Annotated in this window: 17 protein-coding genes and 1 tRNA gene; 8 read left to right on the top strand and 10 right to left on the bottom strand. The window is 35.6% G+C overall.

What is annotated here, in order from left to right:
• Positions 1-3: 3 nt before the first annotated feature.
• The 5 genes from BN1354_RS05715 to rpmH form a co-directional block, all read right to left on the bottom strand.
• Complete coding sequence (locus tag BN1354_RS05715; protein WP_053826501.1) at positions 4-1155, bottom strand: 1-acyl-sn-glycerol-3-phosphate acyltransferase; 1152 nt, start codon at positions 1153-1155, stop codon at positions 4-6.
• A 12-nt stretch (positions 1156-1167) separates the two neighbouring features.
• The gene (locus BN1354_RS05710; RefSeq protein WP_053826500.1) at positions 1168-2163 is read right to left on the bottom strand and encodes a D-alanine--D-alanine ligase; all 996 of its coding nucleotides are present in this window, start codon (positions 2161-2163) and stop codon (positions 1168-1170) included.
• A gap of 59 nt (positions 2164-2222) precedes the next feature.
• On the bottom strand, positions 2223-3308 hold the full coding sequence (locus tag BN1354_RS05705) for an RluA family pseudouridine synthase (protein WP_082057345.1): 1086 nt from the start codon (positions 3306-3308) through the stop codon (positions 2223-2225).
• An 11-nt stretch (positions 3309-3319) separates the two neighbouring features.
• A complete protein-coding gene (locus tag BN1354_RS05700) occupies positions 3320-3985 on the bottom strand; it encodes a PASTA domain-containing protein (RefSeq protein WP_045089350.1) in 666 nt (221 codons plus the stop codon).
• A 192-nt stretch (positions 3986-4177) separates the two neighbouring features.
• Entirely contained in the window at positions 4178-4324 is a 147-nt protein-coding gene (gene rpmH, locus BN1354_RS05695; protein WP_045089351.1) for a 50S ribosomal protein L34, read from the bottom strand.
• A gap of 444 nt (positions 4325-4768) precedes the next feature.
• On the opposite strand from rpmH, the gene BN1354_RS05690 reads away from it, so the two are divergent.
• The 8 genes from BN1354_RS05690 (at position 4769) to BN1354_RS05655 (ending at position 11659) form a co-directional block, all read left to right on the top strand.
• Positions 4769-4840, top strand: a tRNA-Glu gene (locus BN1354_RS05690).
• Positions 4841-4868: 28 nt separating this feature from the next.
• Complete coding sequence (rpsT, locus tag BN1354_RS05685; RefSeq protein WP_045089352.1) at positions 4869-5123, top strand: 30S ribosomal protein S20; 255 nt, start codon at positions 4869-4871, stop codon at positions 5121-5123.
• 113 nt (positions 5124-5236) lie between these two features.
• On the top strand, positions 5237-5542 hold the full coding sequence (locus tag BN1354_RS05680; RefSeq protein ID WP_053826499.1) for a Dabb family protein: 306 nt from the start codon (positions 5237-5239) through the stop codon (positions 5540-5542).
• 199 nt (positions 5543-5741) lie between these two features.
• Positions 5742-7700: a DNA topoisomerase (ATP-hydrolyzing) subunit B gene (gene gyrB, locus BN1354_RS05675; RefSeq protein ID WP_053826498.1), complete on the top strand. Its 1959-nt coding sequence runs from the start codon at positions 5742-5744 to the stop codon at positions 7698-7700.
• An 18-nt stretch (positions 7701-7718) separates the two neighbouring features.
• Positions 7719-8645 (top strand): S66 peptidase family protein, encoded by a 927-nt coding sequence (locus BN1354_RS05670; protein ID WP_074010737.1) that lies wholly within the window; start codon positions 7719-7721, stop codon positions 8643-8645.
• A gap of 47 nt (positions 8646-8692) precedes the next feature.
• Complete coding sequence (locus BN1354_RS05665; RefSeq protein WP_045089356.1) at positions 8693-10210, top strand: potassium/proton antiporter; 1518 nt, start codon at positions 8693-8695, stop codon at positions 10208-10210.
• Positions 10211-10214: 4 nt separating this feature from the next.
• Positions 10215-11228 (top strand): M28 family peptidase, encoded by a 1014-nt coding sequence (locus BN1354_RS05660; RefSeq protein ID WP_053827220.1) that lies wholly within the window; start codon positions 10215-10217, stop codon positions 11226-11228.
• Complete coding sequence (locus BN1354_RS05655; RefSeq protein WP_045089357.1) at positions 11228-11659, top strand: SufE family protein; 432 nt, start codon at positions 11228-11230, stop codon at positions 11657-11659. Before BN1354_RS05660 ends, BN1354_RS05655 begins: the two co-directional genes overlap by 1 nt.
• A 70-nt stretch (positions 11660-11729) precedes the next feature.
• Here the strand turns inward: BN1354_RS05655 and BN1354_RS05650 are convergent, their stop codons facing one another.
• The 5 genes from BN1354_RS05650 to BN1354_RS05630 form a co-directional block, all read right to left on the bottom strand.
• Positions 11730-12512 (bottom strand): pyrroline-5-carboxylate reductase family protein, encoded by a 783-nt coding sequence (locus tag BN1354_RS05650; protein WP_045089358.1) that lies wholly within the window; start codon positions 12510-12512, stop codon positions 11730-11732.
• Positions 12509-13285 (bottom strand): glutamate 5-kinase, encoded by a 777-nt coding sequence (gene proB / locus BN1354_RS05645; protein WP_045089359.1) that lies wholly within the window; start codon positions 13283-13285, stop codon positions 12509-12511. The genes BN1354_RS05650 and proB overlap by 4 nt, the downstream gene beginning before the upstream one ends.
• Before the next feature lie 4 nt (positions 13286-13289).
• Entirely contained in the window at positions 13290-14477 is a 1188-nt protein-coding gene (locus tag BN1354_RS05640; protein WP_053826496.1) for a glutamate-5-semialdehyde dehydrogenase, read from the bottom strand.
• A gap of 288 nt (positions 14478-14765) precedes the next feature.
• On the bottom strand, positions 14766-16799 hold the full coding sequence (locus tag BN1354_RS05635; protein WP_053826495.1) for a TonB-dependent receptor: 2034 nt from the start codon (positions 16797-16799) through the stop codon (positions 14766-14768).
• Positions 16800-16829: 30 nt separating this feature from the next.
• The gene (locus tag BN1354_RS05630; RefSeq protein ID WP_197272020.1) at positions 16830-17180 is read right to left on the bottom strand and encodes a DUF488 domain-containing protein; all 351 of its coding nucleotides are present in this window, start codon (positions 17178-17180) and stop codon (positions 16830-16832) included.
• Positions 17181-17186 lie beyond the last annotated feature (6 nt).

The following is a 17186-nucleotide window of genomic DNA, read 5'->3' as shown; positions in this document are numbered from 1 at the left end:
ATATTATTTTATGTTTAAGTTATTTTTTACTGTATTTCCATACATCTCGATAATCTTTCTGCGAAGAAAATCCAAGTCTTTATTTGGTATGTCGATCTTTTCAACCTGCGAATTAATATAACTGATGAAGTTTTGTTTCTCCTCTTTATTGTATTCAGAAGAAAACTTTTCAGTACCGGTCATCAAATCATATGCTATATAGTTTATAGGATAAAATGTGTAGTTTCTGAATATTTCTCTGTCTATTATCTCTGCAACTTTATCAAGCATCTCATTTCTTCCGGTGTCTGATGGGATTTCACTTAAAAAAGAATTAATACATTTACCTAGCCGGAAATGCACCCTGCCTTTATATCCTGTTATACCGGTATACATATTCTCAATGTCATCGGCCTGACTTTTTTTATACTCTGCGTTATCTCGCTTAAGCTGATACTCCTTTGCTTTTAGAAAATCGCAAGGGTCATATTCATATGAAATTGAGAGAGGTATAATATTAAGTTCTTTTATAGTATTCAACGGATCTGAGCTGTCATGTAGTGTTAGCATCTTCAACAGACTTGTTTGTGTTCTGTCGTCAGAATCCTTAGCGCGTCCCTCTCTTTGAGCCAACCAGATTGATTGTTTCCTGTTTCTTATTGTGTCGTGGATATAATCTGACAGATGTTTTGAAACTATAAGCATCTGTCTCACAGAAACTCCTCTCTTTACAATGAAACTTTTATTTAAGCGAACCAGTTTCTCAATCCATGGATAGATAAGCAGGTTGTCGCCAATCGCTATTTCGGTAGTCTCTTTATTCTGATCAAAAAGGAGAATATTGAAGAATGCGGCATCCAGTACTATATCACGATGGTTTGAAATGAAAAGATTACTTTCGTTTTCATTTATATTTTCCCATCCATATCCGTTCATCTCCTTTGTGGTCTTCTCGATAAACCGATTCATTGTAGGATAAATGACCCTTTTCTGGAAGTCAAATTTTGTTTTGCAACTTGATAGCAGAGAAGCGAATTGCTCCCATGTATATGGTTTTACTATCTGCTCTGCAGCCTTTTTGAATCTTTCATCAACTAAAAGCTGAGCTATTGCTTCTGCCACTTCGTTATCATTCAGAGGCCTAATATCATCAAACTGATTATCTGAAATGTTCATAATGCTGATTTTTTAGTGTGATGGAGTGCTGTTTAGTTTATTGATTTCTGTTTCAATAATTTCTGTCATTACATTCTTCATCTCTAAGCCTGCAGCTTTAACCTGTTGGGGAATAAAACTTGTAGTTGTCATTCCCGGGGTGGTATTTACCTCCAGTAAAACCGGTGATTCTTCTCTGATTATATAGTCAGCTCTTATAATTCCTTTAGCTCCGATTAACTTATAAATCTGCTTTGTCAGTGACTGTATCTTATGAGTTAGTTCTTCTGATATGCGGGCGGGTGTAATCTCTTCCACCTCTCCCAGATATTTTGCGCTATAGTCAAAAAACTCATTTTGGGTGACCACTTCTGTTAATGGTAATACGGTTAACCCTTTTTCTGTTTCGAAGCATCCACAGGTAACTTCTACGCCTTTCACAAAACTCTCAATTATCACTTCAGGAGCCTCTATGAATGATTCATTGATCGCCTCCATCATTTTAGCTGCAACCTTTACTTTATTGGTTGCAAAGCTTGATCCACCCACGTTAGGTTTAACGAAAACAGGTAGTCCCAATTGAGCTTCAATCGCCTCAATATCAATATTGTCGCCTTTTCGTAATAATATAGAGTCGGCCACCTTGATGCCAAAATTCTTGAGGAAGTTGTTTGATGTATATTTGTTGAAAGTAATTGCAGATGCAAGTACACCACAGTTGGAGTAGGGTATACCAAGCATGTCGAAATAGCCTTGCAGCAGTCCATCTTCTCCGGGGGTGCCGTGAATTGTGTTGTATACGAAATCGAAAACTATCTTTTCTTCGTTTGCAACAAAACTAAAATCGTTCTTGTCAACTGGGATAAAATCATTATTATACTCCACCATCCAGCTTTCACGGTCGATTCTTACCTTGTAGATATTATATCTGTCCTTATCAATGAAAGAGCTGATTCCTTCAGCACTCTTCTCTGAGACAACCTTTTCACTTGAATATCCACCCCAGACAACAGCAATATTTTTCTTCATATACTTTTATAAATTGAGCCAATAGGGATACTTGTCTAATTTTTTTTCAAGTCTCTGTTTTAACCTTCGAAATCTCTTGAAGATGTATAAATCCTCCACTTTTCAATCACTGCTTGCATATCGTCGGGCAGTTCACTCTTAAAATTTAATTCCTCACGTGTAGAGGGGTGTATAAATCCAAGAGTTTGTGCATGCAAACATTGTCTTGGACAAATTTCGAAGCAATTATATATAAATTGTTTGTATTTTGCAAAGCGTGTGCCACGAAGTATTTCGTTTCCACCATATCTTTCGTCATTAAACAGTGTGTGTCCCAGGTGTTTCATGTGAACACGTATCTGGTGGGTGCGACCAGTGTCTAGTTTACACTCTACTAAAGTTACATAGCCAAATCGCTCAAGTACACGATAATGTGTTATGGCTGTTTTGCCTTGATCTCCATCAGGAAATACTTTCATGAGCATACGGTCTTTGGGGTCGCGACCAATATTTCCCTCTATTGTACCACTGTCTTCGGCTATATTTCCCCAGACAAGTGCAGTATAGAGTCGCTTTGTCTCTTTCCGGAAGAATTGTCTCGATAAGTCAGTTTTTGCATCTGGAGTTTTGGCTATTAGCAGTAAGCCCGATGTATCTTTGTCAATTCTGTGTACTAATCCCAGCCTGGGATCATCAACATCTTTGATGTTTTTATATCCAAGATGATATGCCAGTGCATTAACTAGTGTGCCTGTGTAATTTCCGTGACCTGGATGTACAACCAATCCTGGTGGTTTATTAACCACTATCAGATAGTCATCTTCATATACTATATTAAGAGGGATATTTTCAGGTATGATCTCCAGTTCACGTTTGGGAAAGTCAAGAACAAGAGTAATTACATCCAGTGGTTTTACTTTATAGTTAGATTTTACAGGAATGCCGTTAACTAGAATTGAATTGGCTTCGGCAGCCTGTTGTATGCGATTTCTAGATGCACCTTCTATGCGAACAGATAAAAATTTATCTACTCTGAGCAGTCCTTGCCCTTTGTCGGCAACGAATCTATAATGTTCATATTTTTGATTTTGTTCGACGGAGTCTTCAATAATTTCATCTTCATCCTCCGCCAAAAAATCGATGCTGTTATAATCGTTTTCTGTCACAAAGTACCGTATTAGAAAAATGAATCGTCGAATATACCTTCACCTGAGGATTGATTTCCTGTGTCAATATCTGATATTCCTGGAGCAATAATTATCTCATCGTTTACACCTAATGAGTCAGCAAGAGTGCTACTGCTTACAACCAGATTTAAAGGCGATCCTGCTGGGATTTTCTCATCAGGTAATAGTGCCCGGCCTCGATATTCAACTGCCATAACCAGTCCTGAATATTCCGATGGCACTTCTTGTATTGAAATCTGAGTGAAACCTAAAGAGTTGAGTAGAGCAACAGCCTGACGGGTAGAGTAGTCCACCAGCCCCGGTACCGCTATTTGCTGAGGATTCTTTGAGTATACTGTAACATATATAGAACGACCCTCTTTTACCTTATTGTCTGCTTTTGGAGTTTGATCCAATATGGCTCCGGGAACCGCATCACGGTTGTAAACGGAATCTACAATCTCGGCATGAAGGCCTTTTGCTTTTAGAATAATGTTTGCCTCTTCTATCTGTAAACCCTCTAATCGGGGCACTACAACATTATGTCCATGTCTGGTGTAGAAATTAAGTAATAATAATGCGATCACAACTAGAATTATTCCGGTTATGATCATAACTAATATATTTTTTAAAATATTATTACCGAAAATTGGTCTGTCAGCATTTTTTTTGCTCATAACTACAGCGTTAGTATTTGCGTAAACGATTTGCTTTACAAAAGTACTAAAAAAATGATAGCAGAGGAAGAACATACAAAAAAACAGAAATGCGGATATACCGAATTCCTGTTTCTTCCGCAAATCTGTTAAGATATATTGCGGGTATAGTTCTTTCTCCGACTCCGACTGTTACATACAGTTACGGAATAATTAATATTCGTCGGATACAGTTAATCTTGCTCTACCTTTTGCACGACGTGAGGCAAGTACTTTTCTACCGTTCTTTGTAGCCATTCTGGTGCGGAAACCATGTTTATTTTTTCTCTTTCTGTTTGACGGCTGGAATGTTCTTTTCATTTGACTATATTATTATTTACTTTTCAAATTCTATTGATCCGTTTAATTCAAATCCATTACGGGGTGCAAAAATAGATAAAATATTTAAAAGTACCAATTTTATTAAACGGAAAAAGTTCTGTAATTGATATCCCGAATTAATATATAATATTACATTGCTATTATCTTCTTCTTACATTCTTCTTATATTCTTCTTTTATGACTAAGTATTGTAAGGGAAATAAAATAATATTCAAAGAGGTTTGTGAAAACTATTTATCTGCACTATATTTGCGTTTACACATTAATATAATGCATAGGCACTTCAAAAGTTGTTTTTTTAATTTGATTCGAAAAAAATAAAGAAAAATTGCAGGAAAGTTTTGCAGTTTAAAAAAAACGCTCTATATTTGCACCCGCAATTTGAGCCTCGGCTATCAGATTAAAAAGGTTAACGCCTACAATGGCCCATTCGTCTATCGGTTAGGACGCAAGATTTTCATTCTTGAAAGAGGAGTTCGATTCTCCTATGGGCTACTAATAAAAAAGAAATAAAGTCAACGAAATGGCAAATCATAAATCATCAGAAAAAAGAATCAGACAAGCAAAAGCTTTGCGACTAAGAAACAGATATGTTTCACGCACAACTAGAAATAAAGTTCGTAAATTCCGTTCTACTGATTCTAAAGAGGAAGCACAAAAGATGTATCCTGAGGTTTGTTCAATGTTAGACAAGCTGGCTAAGAAAAATGTTATACATCAGAATAAAGCAAACAATCTGAAGTCTAAATTAGCTGCTCATATGAATCAGTTGAGTTAATTAAGACTTAAATGTCAAACTACATATACAGAAAGCCGATCATTTTGTTCGGCTTTTTTGTTTTTTATGAATAAGATGTATTATAATTAATCATTTAAAAAAATATATAAGAAATGGTTAGACATATAGTTTTATTTAAACTTGCTGATGAGGCCGAAGGTAGGTCGAAAGCAGAGAATGCTCTTATAATAAAAGAGAGACTTGAGGAGTTGAAAAACACTATCCCTGTAATAAGAAAGATCGAAGTGAAGATAAATCTTTCAGAAGCGTCTGCAGATAATCATGATGTAATTCTGGAGAGTGAATTTGATACCCTGGAGGATGTAAGAATTTATGCTGTTCACCCGGAGCATATAAAGGTGGGTGAATTCATTGCAAAGGTTAGAACATCAAGAGCTGCAATTGATTACGAGTTCTGACATTGATTGTTTAAAGTACATGTAAGAGTGGGCTATTTGCTCGCTCTTTTTTTGTAAACTGACTATGTAAATCGGCCGTAAAAAAGCAAAAAAGGGTTGGTGAAGAGGCGATTTTTTCGTATATTTGCTCTGTTTAAATTGCAATTATTACTTGATTGTAATAGCCTAATTTTAAGAAAGATTTAATTAATCATATAACATGTCAGAAGAAGAAAGAAAATCAGCAAGCGTTGACTATTCCGCTCAAAATATTCAGGTTCTTGAAGGTCTTGAGGCAGTACGTAAACGCCCTGCAATGTATATAGGAGATGTAAGTGAAAAAGGTTTGCATCATTTGGTAAACGAGGTTGTAGATAACTCTATTGATGAGGCGCTTGCAGGATATTGTGATGAGATTGATGTAGTAATCAACGAAGATAATTCAATTACAGTTATAGATAATGGTCGCGGTATTCCTGTAGATTACCACGAGAAAGAGAAGAAGTCTGCACTTGAAGTGGTACTGACTGTTCTTCATGCAGGTGGTAAATTTGATAAGGGAACTTATAAAGTTTCAGGAGGACTTCATGGTGTTGGTGTTTCTTGTGTTAATGCTTTATCGGTTTATCTAAAAGCAGAAATTCACAGAAATGGCAAGATTTATGTTCAGGAGTACTCAAAAGGTAAACCTTTTGCAGACGTGAAAATTATTGGAGAGACCAATAAGACTGGTACAATTATCACTTTTAAACCGGATGATTCTATTTTTACAGTACTTGAATACAGATATGATATTCTAGCTACAAGATTGCGTGAACTATCATATCTGAACTCGGGTATCACTATGACACTGACAGATAAAAGAGTGCAGGGTGAGGACGGCAAATATAAAAGTGAACGTTTTTATTCAGAAACTGGACTTGAAGAGTTTGTACGATATATCGATAAAAATAAAGATTCAATTATCCAGGATCCTATTCATATTGTTACTGAGAAGAATGGTATACCCATAGAAATAGCATTATCGTATAATGATACTTATAACGAGAATATTTTCTCTTATGTAAATAATATAAATACTATTGAGGGAGGTACTCATCTTACTGGTTTCAGACGTGGGCTTTCTCGTACTTTAAAGAAGTATGCCGAAGATTCGAAAATGCTTGATAAGGTGAAGGTAGAAATTAGTGGTGATGACTTTAGAGAGGGTATCACTGCTGTTTTGTCTGTTAAGGTTGCTGAACCTCAGTTTGAGGGACAGACTAAAACCAAGCTGGGTAACTCTGAAGTAATGGGAGCAGTGGATCAGGCTACGGGAGAGGCTTTGAAATACTATCTAGAAGAGCACCCTAAAGAGGCAAAGGTGATTGTGGAAAAGGTTATTCTTGCCGCAACAGCTCGCCAGGCAGCCCGAAAAGCAAGGGAGATGGTGCAGCGCAAATCGCCTCTGTCTGGTGGAGGCTTACCGGGGAAACTTGCAGATTGTACTAGTAAAGATCCAAAGCTTAGTGAGATTTTTCTTGTGGAGGGAGATTCTGCGGGAGGTACTGCAAAACAGGGACGCGACCGTATGTTTCAGGCTATTTTACCTCTCCGTGGTAAGATTCTTAATGTTGAAAAAGCAATGCCTCATAAAGTTCTTGAGAGTGAGGAAATTAAAAATATATATACTGCTCTTGGGGTTTCTATAGGTACTGAAGAAGATTCAAAAGAACTAAATATTGAGAAACTTAGATATCATAAGATAGTATTAATGACTGACGCTGATGTAGATGGTAGTCATATTGATACTCTTATTCTTACTTTCTTCTTCCGTTATATGCGTCCATTAATTGAGAAAGGTTATGTGTATATTGCAACTCCACCTCTTTACCTATGTAAAAAAGGGAAAATAGAGGAGTATTGTTATAATGAGCGTCAGAGACAGGATTTTATTAATAAATATGGTGACGGTAACGAGAATGCAATCACAACACAAAGATATAAAGGTCTTGGTGAAATGAACGCTGAACAATTGTGGTCTACAACCATGGATCCTGAAAGACGTACTCTTAAACAGGTTACAATTGAGAATGCTGCTGATGCAGATATTATCTTTACAATGCTGATGGGTGAAGAGGTAGGACCAAGAAGAGAGTTTATTGAAGAAAATGCACGACTTGCAAATATTGATGCTTAGTCATTAACTATTGAAATTATGCTTCGACCAGCTCCACTAAAGCTAAATGACAAGGTTGTTATCATTTCTCCATCAGGGAAAATTGATGAATCCTTCGCGAAGGATGCTGCATCAATAATGGATAGCTGGGGTGTAAAAACCGAGATTGGCAGATATGCTCTTAGTGAAAATGGCAGGTTTAGTGGTTCGGTCGAAGAACGTCTTTATGATCTTCAAAGTGCTTTAGATAATCCTTTAATCAAACTGATTCTTTGTTCCAGAGGAGGATATGGAGTTATTCACCTTTTAGATAAATTGGATTTTTCTTCAATTAGAAAACATCCTAAGTGGGTAATTGGTTATAGTGATATAACAGCACTGCATTCTGCTCTTCAAAAAAATGGTATCATTTCAATACATGGCCCTATGGCTAAACATTTTTCAGAAGAAGGCGAAGAGGATTTATCTGTCAGATATACTAAAAGTATACTTTTTGGTCAACCGGTCGCATATGAAATCCCTACTGAGGGATACGATATCATAAACAGAAAAGGTAGGGCTATGGGTAAACTTTTTGGCGGTAATCTATCTGTATTTTGTGGTTTGCTGGGCTCGAAATATATAAGGATACCTCATAGAGGTATTCTTTTTATTGAAGATATTGGTGAAGTTCCTTACAGAGTGGACAGAATGATTTACCAATTGAAAATCTCTGGTATGTTTTCAAAGATTAGTGGATTAATTGTTGGTAAGTTCACGGATTATGAGGAGGATGATTTAATGTATGCTTCACTTTATGAATCTATAAGAAATGTTGTTGAAGACTATGAGTTTCCTGTATGTTTTAATTTTCCGGTAGGGCATGTTAAACATAATTTGCCGTTATTGATGGGAGAAAAAGCAGAACTGATAGTTGGAGATGATAGGATATTGTTTAAACAAAATAAAGGTCAGTCTTTTGATTGATATTTTAATTTTACTCATATAATAACTGTCACAAATAATAGTGAAAAATGCAGATAAGTACTGAATTAATGTTGCTTGTAGGGTCCGTGCTTTTTTTTATAAGTATGCTGGTTGGAAAAGCGGGATCTAAATACGGAGTGCCTGTCCTTTTACTATTCCTTATAGTTGGTATGGTCTTTGGTTCAGACGGTTTCGGCCTGCAGTTCGAAAATGTTCAGGTAGCACAAACTATCAGTTCGATTTGTCTTTGTATTATTCTTTTTTCGGGTGGACTTGATACCAAATTTCAGGAAATTAGACCAATTATAGGGCCAGGAGTTGTACTTGCAACTATTGGCGTTCTATTAACAGCATTGCTTACAGGTGTATTTATATACATGTTATCTGGTTTAATGTTTCCTGCACTGGGTGTTAGCCTGGTGACTGCTTTTCTCCTTGCATCTATATTTTCATCCACTGATTCTGCTTCTGTATTTGGCATATTAAGATCTAAAGGTTTGGTTCTGAAGAATAACCTTAGACCGTTGCTTGAGCTGGAGAGTGGTAGTAACGACCCAATGGCTTTTATGCTTACACTCATGTTTATGCAGATTATACAGTCTGGAGATAATCCAAATTATTTAGTGGTTATACTCATGGTAATCGTACAACTGGCTGTTGGGTTTGTTCTTGGGTATCTTTTTGGCAAGGGGGCAGTTAGAATTATTAATCGTATCCGAATGGAGAATGTGGCTCTTTATCCGATACTACTCTTAACACTGGGAATATTTATATATGCTGCTACATATTATCTGCAAGGTAACGGTTACCTTGCAGTATATATTGCCGGACTAGTTATTGGTAATTCGAAGTTCACTCATAAACGTACTTCAATGAAATTCATGGATGGATTTGCCTGGATGAGTCAGATTCTATTGTTCTTAACTTTAGGATTACTGGTGAATCCGAGTGAATTGATTAACGTGGCTGTTCCTGCTCTGATTGTTTCAGCTTTCCTGATTTTATTTGGTCGTCCGATTGTAGTTTTTCTGACTCTATTACCATTCAGAAAGATTGGTGTTAAAGACAAATTTTATGTCTCATGGGTAGGTTTAAGGGGGGCTGTACCAATAATTTTTGCTATTCTTCCTCTGGCAGCTGGTGATATACCTCACGCAAGATGGATATTTAATATGGTTTTTGTGATAACCATTGTGTCATTGCTTATTCAAGGAACTTCATTGCCGGCAGTAGCAAGATGGTTGGGATTGTCGGAAAAACCTCCTAAATATAAGCAATTTGAGGATTTTGATGTAGAGTTTGCAGAAGAAATTAAATCTGCAATGACTGAGATACATATCTCTGAAGAGACTCTTAATTATGGCAAGAATCTTATTGAACTTCCATTACCAGATAAAACGCTAGTGGTAATGGTTAAAAGAGGGGAACAGTATTTTGTTCCAACAGGGCAGACAGAGTTACTTGCCGGAGACAAACTCCTTGTTATTTCTGATGACGAGGATGCTCTGAAGGAGACTTATAATAATATTGGAATATCAGACTATTCCTATCAAAGAAATATTTAATAAAATGAGACATCTAAGGATATTTTCTCTTGTGCTGTTATTATTTTTGGGATTAATGTTTACAATTTCATGTAATTCATGTCAGTCTCGAAAAAAAATAGTGATGTCAGAACCATACACTCAGGTTTCTCCACAATTCAATGCAGACTCAGCATATGTTTTTATCGAAAAGCAGGTGGCATTCGGATCTCGTGTACCGGGAACTAAAGCCCATGAACTGTGTGGAGATTATCTTGTAACTAAATTACAAGAGTTTGGGGCAGAAGTGATTGAGCAGAACGCTGATGTTACTCACTACAATGGACAAAATTTCACTTTACGCAATATTATCGGAAGTTATTATCCTGAAGTGGAGAAAAGAATACTTTTATTTGCTCATTGGGATTCACGACCTTTTGCAGATGAAGAAAGTGATCCGGATAAAATTAATCAGCCTATTTTAGGTGCTGATGATGGTGCAAGTGGGGTAGGTGTGATTCTCGAAATTGCAAGACAGCTTCAGCAGAATACTTTAAATAGTGGAATTGGTATTGATATTATATTCTTTGATTTGGAGGATTGGGGACAACCTTCGAATAGTTCAGAATGGGTGCAGGGTGATTGGTGGTGTATAGGGTCGAAATATTGGTCTGAACAGCCTCATATTGATAACTATAAAGCAAATTATGGAATTCTGCTGGATATGGTTGGAAGTGTAAATGCTACTTTTTTAAGAGAGGGTTATTCACTTCAGTATGCTTCAAATATTGTTGATAAAATATGGAGCACAGCAGCAAAACTTGGTTATACAAACTATTTTCTTTCACAGAGAGGAGGGTATATAACTGACGATCACCTGCCTGTGAATCAGCATCACAGAGCTCCAAGTGCAAATATTATAAATCTTAAGAGGGATACAAGAACTGGTTTTGTACCTCATTGGCATACTCTGAATGATGATATGCGTAATATAGATAAAAATACATTGAAAGCGGTTGGACAAACCGTTATGGAAGTGATTTATACAGAAAAGTTATAATGCAGACAATTAACGAAATACAACAAGAAATTATTGATGAGTTCAGTATCTATGATGATTGGATGGATAAATATGCATATATCATAGAACAAGGTAACGCGATGCATCCATTAGAAGAAAAATATAAGATTCCTGAAAATATAATTAAAGGCTGTCAAAGTAGGGTTTGGCTTCAGACAGATTACCGTAATGGGAGACTGTTTTTTGAAGCCGAAAGTGATGCAATTATAGTTAAAGGTTTGCTTGCTTTGGTGTTACGTATTTTCAATGGACGTACTCCTGATGAAATTATTGGTACTGATCTTCGCTTCATGAAAGAGATAGGATTGACTGAACATCTATCTCCTACTAGGTCTAATGGTCTATTGTCAGTTATAAAACAGATACGCTATTACGCAATTGCATATAAATCTAAAGAGGAGAAGAATTGATAATAGCTTTCATGTAGTATGGTTCATTTAATCTATTCTGTTTATAATTAATTAGAGCTGTATTGGATCTTTAGCCCCCGTTACTGCTTAACTCTTTCGATCTGTTTCTTGCTGCATCAAGAACTCCCTCGAAATGCTTTCCAATATCGTGGGATTGAAAATATTCCAAACCAGCTTGTGTAGTACCACCCTTACTTGTAATGTTTTTTATAAGGTCTTCTATGCTATAGTCCTTCTGATTCTGCATAAAGTAGAGGGTTGTTCCTCTTGTTAATTCAAGTAGTAATTCATCAAGAAGTGATCCGGGAAGATCAAACTCCTGTATTTTATTTTTAAAAGTTTTTATAAAAGCCAAAATAAATGCCGGGCCGCTTCCAAAAACAGAGGTGAACAGGTCAAATCCGTCTTCTTCAAGCTTAACTACTTTTCCAAGTTTTCCTAATAGATTAAATATTCTTTCTGATTTTTCACTATCAGGTTTGTTGGATCTGAACGCAGTAACAGATGCTTTAAATGCCATTGCCAGATTAGGCATTATACGAATAATAGTGGTTTTATTACCCAAGTACCTCTCAATATATGCTATACTCTTTCCGGCAACAGGAGAAATAATTGTTTTTTCTGAAAGATCACTTTTCTTTAATTGTTCTAATACACCCGCTAGATCTTGAGGTTTAACAGCAAGCCATATAACATCAGCGTATAATACAAGTGACTCCATATCTTGAAAATAATGCAAGTCAACATTTTTTCTATTTCTGGCATAATAAGCAAACTCGATACTTCTATCTTCTTTTAAACCTTGATAAACCGCATTGGCGAGATTACCATATCCTATAAACCCTTGTTTCATTTCTTAACTTTTTCTGTTTTGAATCTAGTAAAAGGAATTTCATTGTGAAGAGCTTTAATTATATAGTTAGCACGCTGACCATTTACAATCCACATTTCTACACTATTAGTCATACAGATTTCTGCAGCATGTATTTTTGAAGACATACCTCCTGTACCAAGTGTAGATTCTTTCTCTTCAATAAAATTCATAATAGATTCAAGATCCGTTACTTCTGCAATTAATTTAGCATCTGAATGAAGATGGGGATTTTGATTAAATATCCCATCAATATCTGAAACTAATACAAGTAGATTTGCATCAATTATTGTTGCTACCAATGCAGAGAGCTTGTCGTTATCACCAAGCATTATTTCTTCTATAGAAACGGTATCATTCTCATTTACAATTGGTATATAATCTACTTGCCATAGTCTGTTTATTGTATTCCTGGTATTTTCAATTGCAACAGGGTTTTCAAAATCACGGTAGGTAAGTAAAATCTGGGCAATATTTAATCCAAAAGTACGAAAAATGCCGTCATATAGCTCCATTAGTTTAGTCTGTCCAATTGCAGCCATAGCCTGTTTGGAATCCACTCTCTTCTGATAACCGCTAATTTCTACGAATTGACGAGCAGTGGCAATTGCACCCGAAGATACAATTACAATTTCGTAATCTTTTTTTAGTTCTACGATTTGTCTGGCTAGACTCTCAATTACTGCAAATGATATTCTATTAGTTCCGGCAGTTAATGTGGAAGTACCTATTTTAATTATAAGTTTTTTTTTCATGAAATTATTCTCTTATATGACCTTCACCATATACAAACCATTTATTAGTAACAAGTTCCTGAGATCCAAGTGGTCCCCTAAAGTGAAGTTTTTGAGTACTAATTGCAATTTCAGCTCCTACACCAAACTGACCTCCATCTGTAAAACGTGAAGATGCATTGTGATAAACTGCTGCACAATCAACCTCTTGCATGAACTTATAAGCATTTTCCTGGTTATTCGTTGCAATTACAGCAGTATGTCCTCCTGAATATTGGTTAATCATTTCAATTGCCTCTTTAAGATCATCCACTAGTGATACATATAGTTTAGGTGCAAGATACTCTTCACAGAGAGTTGCAACATCATTCTCTTCTTTTATCTCATTACATATTTTTGTAATCTCACTGTTTCCCCATACGTCTATACCATTTTCCTTAAGATTTTTTACCAAGAATTTGATTCTCTCCTGAATATTGTTCATGCTTCTGTGTATAAGTACCTTATCTATCGCATTACATACACTGATACGTTTCTTTCCATTGATAACGAGTTGTGTAGCCATCTCAAAATCAACATTGTCATCTATAAAAAGGAAATTATTTCCTCTGCCGCTTACTATGACAGGTACTGATGAATTGTTCAATACAAATTGAATCAATCGTTCTCCTCCACGGGGAATTATCAGATCCACTTTTCTTGTATTCTCTTTGATCAACTTCTGAGTTTCTGAATGAGAGAGGTTCAAATATTCAACATAGTTTTTATCCACATTATTATCAGAGAGAGCTTTTTGCCACAATTCAGTCAGAAGAGTATTTGTATTTAATGACTCTTTTCCACCCTTCAGCAAAATTTTATTTCCTGCTTTAAATGCCGTTGCCGCAGCTTCAATAGTAACATCTGGTCTAGACTCATATATTATTAGTATTGTGCCAAATGGAACTGTTTTATTAACAATATGCAAGCCATCTTTACGAGTGAAGTTATACAACTCTTTCCCTTCAGGATCATCCTGTGCAGCAACTTCTTCAAGAGACTTAATCATATCTCCAATCTTTTTCTTATCCACTTTCAGACGATCTTTCATTGATTCATCCATTTCCGGGAAAGTTTCAATATCTAAGTTGTTGGCATCAATTATTGCTTGTTCTTTTTCTTTTATCAGTTCGGACAATTTTGACAATACACTATTCTTTATAATTATATCCATAATTTCTAAAAAAAATATTCAGGCATACACATTAATTAATATAATATGAATAAAACAATTGTAAAGTCATATAATATTATAAAGTATACACATCACTTCAGAAGTTAATTTAATATACTGGAGCTATATGTATACAATTGAAACAAAAACAGTGTCAAAGATAGCAAATTATTCGTAATACGATATTTAATGTTACTAATATTAGATTTGGCTCTTATTTTTGTTGCAATTTCAGTTTTAATTTTGAAATAAGATGAGAATACAAAACCCCTATACTTTATATAACTGCTAAAGGAATAGTTTTATACCGCTATAAAAGTGCCTAGGTAATCCGGGATAATAGTACCTTGGTTCAGCATTTCCAAAAGCCACAGCATTCACAGTAAGCATTGGAGAATAGTGTGCATTAGTTATATTATTTATACCCGTGAAAAGTTCTATATTATAATTAGTTGATACAGAAAAGCTATATGAACTCCTTATATTCGCTATAAAATAGCCTTCATTAATTAAAGAGTTGGCATCATCCATATACTGCTCTCCAACATATTGAAGCTGTGTATCAATATTTAACCTTGTAAAAGGTTGCCAAAGAATATTTGCGTGAGCAACCTGTGCAGGAATTCCCGGGAGCTTATTTCCATCAAATTTTTGATCATTATCAGTAAAATCAACAAACTTATTAATCGACCATGTATAATTTGCATTAAGATTTAGTGTGCCAGGGAATGAAGATAGCCTGAGTATTTTCTGTTTTATTAAGAATTCAAAACCATTATGGCTTGTTTTTCCTGCATTAATTCCGGTGAATATATCTTCCGATAAACGTTTTGTAACAAGCAGATTATTCAGATTGATATAATAAACAGATGCTTCAATTGTAGTAGCTCTTCTAAATAGATTAAGTCTAAAACCCATTTCGTACTGAACTCCCTGTTCAGGTTTCAATTCCTTATTTATGTCACCCTCAGGAAGGAGTGTCTCTTCTGGAGAAGGCATAGAGAAACCATGTCCAACAGAGCCATAAAAAGCCAAAAGCTGAGATGGTGCATAATTAATACCTAATCTGGGAGAGAAAATAAGAGGGAAACTACGTTCTCCAGATTGATCGCCATTGCTAAGGAATTGATCGCGAAGTAAATAGTTAACCTTGTTTACAGCACCACCAAGAGAAATATTCCACTCGGATGCAGGACGCCAATAGATCATACTAAATAAATTATAATGATCTCTTGACTCTCTATTTTTATTTATCATTTCATTTTCCAGATCCATTTTCCACCTATATACATCTTTGACCCATTCAAATCCTATCATAGCATCCCATTGATTATTGTGATATGATAGCCTATTGCTTATTCCACCACCTGAAGTGCCATCATCAAGGTTGTTAAATGGTCGTCTCTCATAACTATCCGCCCATCTGCCAAATACATTCAATTTATTTGTCCATTTATCAGAAAACAGATTAGTTAAAGTAACCCCTGCTATAGCTCGCTGATACTTTTTATATCCCTCAATTGCACTCCAGTTAGCTGCTGCAGCTTTAGGATTGCTTTCATAAAGAGACTTACCTACAGAGCTCGGTATCTGAGCATTCAGATCAATCAGCATAAGAGTATACTCCAATGAATAATCTTTTTGTTCCCATTCACCTGAAGAAATAAAAGAGGTACGTCTATAGCGATTGTTTTCACGATACCCATCACTATTCACATGAGAAATAGTACCCCATAGATTTAAATTTTGATTGATATAATTGCCTGAAGCGGCAGCTTTTATAGTATTGAAACTCCCATACTGTATAAGCGCTGCAGCACCCTCCTTGGTTGATCTAGGAGTATACAGGATTATATTACCTCCAAGACCTGAGCCGTAAGTTGCAGAGGCAGGTCCTTTAATCACTTCCATCCTACCAATTCCCATTAGATCAATATCCTCAGGTGTAGAAATACCATCAGAAGATGTTATAGGTATATCATTCAAGTACGATTTAATACGATTTGTATTATATGGAGTTCTGCTACCAACACCTCTAATTATAACTCTACTGGTGGAATATGTACCACTATGCATATATATGCCAGGTATTGAATGTAAAGTATGAGCAAAATTATTACCATCAGTTATCTGTATCTCCTCACCTGTTAGAACTGATACAGATCCGGGGACATGAAGTTGTAACGTGCTTATCTGAAATGCGTTGACAATAATCTCATTCAGATAAATTGTTGAATCTAGGTCATTATCTATTTCCTGAGAAAAGGAATTTAATGTAAAGAGACTTGTTACTATAAGTAATACTTCTTTTAATATTTTCATTATCAAGTATTATAATGAATACTTACCCTGCTATACTTTATCACGCAAAACCTCAATTAATACCATAGCCTGATTCTTTTCCCTATCTTTTGCCGAGAAAAGCAGAGTTATTACTTTTTTCTCTTTCTCAAGCTTAAGTAGCTGATCAATAAGTTCTTTTTTGTTAACCAGTTCATCTTTATATCGCTGTTGAAATTCCATCCACTTATCAGGATCATGATGAAACCATTTTCTTAACTCTGTTGAGGGAGCAATTTCCTTCATCCATAGATCGACTTTAGCATCCTCTTTTGAAAACCCCCTCGGCCACAACCGATCGATAAGCACTCTGTAACCATCATCTTCAGTTACAGAATCATATATACGTTTAACCTGTATCATAATTAA

This window comes from Lascolabacillus massiliensis (assembly GCF_001282625.1).
Lineage (GTDB): Bacteria > Bacteroidota > Bacteroidia > Bacteroidales > Dysgonomonadaceae > Proteiniphilum > Proteiniphilum massiliensis.
Note: the sequence above shows the minus strand (reverse complement) of the source record. Positions and strands in the feature narration are given on the sequence as shown.

Coding starts and splice junctions, on each gene's coding strand:
- BN1354_RS05630 (WP_197272020.1), bottom strand. CDS start 17,180: ATGATACAGGTTAAACGTATATATGATTCTGTAACTGAAGATGATGGT.
- BN1354_RS05655 (WP_045089357.1), top strand. CDS start 11,228: ATGCAGACAATTAACGAAATACAACAAGAAATTATTGATGAGTTCAGT.
- BN1354_RS05635 (WP_053826495.1), bottom strand. CDS start 16,799: ATGAAAATATTAAAAGAAGTATTACTTATAGTAACAAGTCTCTTTACA.
- BN1354_RS05640 (WP_053826496.1), bottom strand. CDS start 14,477: ATGGATATAATTATAAAGAATAGTGTATTGTCAAAATTGTCCGAACTG.
- rpmH (WP_045089351.1), bottom strand. CDS start 4,324: ATGAAAAGAACATTCCAGCCGTCAAACAGAAAGAGAAAAAATAAACAT.
- BN1354_RS05710 (WP_053826500.1), bottom strand. CDS start 2,163: ATGAAGAAAAATATTGCTGTTGTCTGGGGTGGATATTCAAGTGAAAAG.
- BN1354_RS05650 (WP_045089358.1), bottom strand. CDS start 12,512: ATGAAACAAGGGTTTATAGGATATGGTAATCTCGCCAATGCGGTTTAT.
- BN1354_RS05700 (WP_045089350.1), bottom strand. CDS start 3,985: ATGAGCAAAAAAAATGCTGACAGACCAATTTTCGGTAATAATATTTTA.
- BN1354_RS05715 (WP_053826501.1), bottom strand. CDS start 1,155: ATGAACATTTCAGATAATCAGTTTGATGATATTAGGCCTCTGAATGAT.
- rpsT (WP_045089352.1), top strand. CDS start 4,869: ATGGCAAATCATAAATCATCAGAAAAAAGAATCAGACAAGCAAAAGCT.
- gyrB (WP_053826498.1), top strand. CDS start 5,742: ATGTCAGAAGAAGAAAGAAAATCAGCAAGCGTTGACTATTCCGCTCAA.
- BN1354_RS05670 (WP_074010737.1), top strand. CDS start 7,719: ATGCTTCGACCAGCTCCACTAAAGCTAAATGACAAGGTTGTTATCATT.
- BN1354_RS05660 (WP_053827220.1), top strand. CDS start 10,215: ATGAGACATCTAAGGATATTTTCTCTTGTGCTGTTATTATTTTTGGGA.
- proB (WP_045089359.1), bottom strand. CDS start 13,285: ATGAAAAAAAAACTTATAATTAAAATAGGTACTTCCACATTAACTGCC.
- BN1354_RS05665 (WP_045089356.1), top strand. CDS start 8,693: ATGCAGATAAGTACTGAATTAATGTTGCTTGTAGGGTCCGTGCTTTTT.
- BN1354_RS05680 (WP_053826499.1), top strand. CDS start 5,237: ATGGTTAGACATATAGTTTTATTTAAACTTGCTGATGAGGCCGAAGGT.